General features: G+C 38.7%; 3 protein-coding genes. All 3 read left to right on the forward strand.

Features of this window, described 5'->3' with window-relative positions; genetic code table 11:
• On the forward strand, window positions 1-375 hold a 375-nt coding region (locus tag ACOVO2_RS11050), incomplete at its 5' end, for an NAD(P)H-dependent oxidoreductase (RefSeq protein ID WP_421770028.1).
• 7 nt (window positions 376-382) lie between these two features.
• On the forward strand, window positions 383-1,426 hold the full coding sequence (locus tag ACOVO2_RS11055) for an efflux RND transporter periplasmic adaptor subunit (protein ID WP_421770029.1): 1,044 nt from the start codon (window positions 383-385) through the stop codon (window positions 1,424-1,426).
• Window positions 1,427-1,476: 50 nt separating this feature from the next.
• A complete protein-coding gene (locus tag ACOVO2_RS11060) occupies window positions 1,477-1,845 on the forward strand; it encodes a four helix bundle protein (protein WP_421770030.1) in 369 nt (122 codons plus the stop codon).
• The last annotated feature ends 189 nt before the right edge of the window (window positions 1,846-2,034 follow it).

Raw genomic sequence — 2,034 nt, forward strand, 5'->3', positions numbered from 1 at the left:
AAAATCAAGTGGGCCGAGCATATCGTGCTATTTTATCCAGTTTGGTGGGGTTCTATTCCTGCTATGCTGAAAGGTTTTTTTGATAGGATTTTCTTGCCAGGAATTGCCTATGAAAAAATCGAAAATTCGTTGTGGTGGAAAAAACTGTTGTCAGGCCGAACAGGGCACATCATCAGCACACTCGACCAGCCAGCTTGGTTTTATTGGCTTTATTACGGTCGCCCGAGTTATCATGCAGTTAAGCAACTTACGTTTCACTTTGTGGGCATAAAGCCAGTCCGTACAACTACAATCGGCCCAATTCGATTGTCGAAAGATTCATTTAGAGCTAACTGGTTGAAAAAAATAGAAAAATTAGGTTTTGAACAAAAATAAAAAATATATGAAAAGTTATACTTACATAATTCTTGCAGCTACCTTATTGATAACCAGTTGCGGAAAGAAACAAGAAACGAAAAAGGCCGAAGCCGAAGAAACCTTAACGGTTGAAGTGCAGCCCGTTAGTCGAAAATCGTTGAGCGAACCAATCATTGCGAGTGGGGTACTTTCGTCAAAATCAGAAATGAAATTGGCGTTCAAAACTGGCGGAATGATTCGCCGTGTGTATGTGCAAGAAGGGCAGTTTGTAAAAGAAGGTCAGCTTTTGGCCGAACTCGATTTATCGGAAATTGATGCCCAAGTTCGTCAAGCTAAATTGGGCTTAGAAAAATCGGAAAGAGATTTGGAGCGTGTAAAAAAACTTTACGCCGATGAGGCCGCTACGCTCACAAACGTACAAGATGCCACCACGGGCTACGATGTGGCCAAGCAAAGCGTGCAAGTAGCTGAGTTTAACCAAAAGTTATCAAGAATCTACGCCCCAACGAGCGGACGAATCCTTAGAAAAATCTCTGAGCAAGGCGAACTCATCACACCATTTGCCCCAGCATTTATTCTCGGTACGGGCGAAAGTGCTTACATCGTAAATGTAGGTTTGGCCGACCGTGATGTAGTGAAAGTAAAAATCGGCGATGTGGCCACGGTTTATTTAGATGCTTATCCAAACGAAGCTTTTCAAGCCCGAATCACGCAAATTGCTCAAACCGTAAACCCCGCCACTGGCACTTTCGAGGCCGAATTACAGATTCAGCCCAATGGCAAAAAACTCATCTCGGGCTTCGTAGCCAAAGCCGAAATTTCTACGGGTAAAGGTGCTTCAACGCTCGCAGTTCCAATTGAAGCATTAGTTGAGGCTGATAAAAATACGGCTTTTGTTTATGCGTATAATGCTTCAAATCAGTCAGTTAGCAAAGTGCCAGTTAACATTGGAAGTATTTTCGGCAATAATGTATCAATCATTTCAGGTATCAGCGAAGGCATACAGATTGTAACTAAAGGGGCAAATTTCCTGAGCGATAAAGCGAAGGTGAAAGCAATTAAGAATTAAGAATGTAGAATTAAGAATGGTGGAAATTCTTTTTTATCTGTTATCTCATCATGGAAAATAGTTCTTCAAATATTATTTTAGAAAAGACCTTTGTATTTTCTGTAAGAATAGTCAAACTGTATCAATGGTTAAGAACAAACCATCGAGATATAGATTCTCTTGCAAAACAAGTACTCCGAAGCGGCACATCTATTGGAGCAAATGTAGAAGAAGCCGTTGGGGCATTTAGTAGAAAAGAGTTTGCGTCAAAAATAGGAATTTCCTACAAAGAAGCTCGTGAAACACTCTATTGGCTTAGACTTTTAAAAGCCACCGATTATTTAGATGATAAATTATACACCTCAATTTACTCCGATTGTGATGAAATTAAGAAAATACTTTCGTCAATTTTAAAAACGACGAAAGAAAACAATGACTAAGAATAAATTGGAATTAAAAGTTGAAAACGTAATTCTTTGATAATCAGTAAGTTTTTGCATTAAAGCTTATACGTATTTCTTAATTTTTATATTTAAAACAGTCATAATTCTTAATTCTACATTCTCAATTCTTAATTAAAAAGCTATGCGTCTCGTCGAATTTTCCGTCAAAAACTACCAATTTACCAT

This window comes from Emticicia sp., assembly GCF_049241225.1.
Lineage (GTDB): Bacteria > Bacteroidota > Bacteroidia > Cytophagales > Spirosomataceae > Emticicia.